This window comes from Cedecea sp. VD22 (assembly GCF_037150195.1).
GTDB lineage: Bacteria > Pseudomonadota > Gammaproteobacteria > Enterobacterales > Enterobacteriaceae > Cedecea.
The window spans coordinates 1-261 of sequence record NZ_JBBCPX010000071.1 but is presented as its reverse complement, the minus strand read 5'-3'; the positions used below and the strand labels follow the sequence as shown (position 1 = coordinate 261).

Here is a 261-nt window from a genome sequence, read left to right as displayed (position 1 = left end):
TAGATGATGAGCATAACCAGATACCAGGAACTGAGCAGACATTTAACTTTGCCCAGGGAACGCCGCACCACTCAGCCAGTGAGGTTTTTTACAGAACGGCGAAAATCACACCGAATGGCGGTTTTGGAAAGTACGCAATCAATTTTCAGCGTACTGACAACTCCAGCGATGCAAGCGTACTCAAAGTAGAGGAGATTCATGCGGTAAATATCAGGGCCAATGTCGTGCACCCGACCGACACTCTGGTTCGAGTACGCGTTA

The 261-nt window shown here is 48.7% G+C and carries 1 pseudogene; it reads left to right on the top strand.

The annotated features are described in order from the left end of the window. Positions 1-261 (top strand): annotated as a pseudogene (locus WFK85_RS23525) (phage tail protein); the annotation flags it as partial.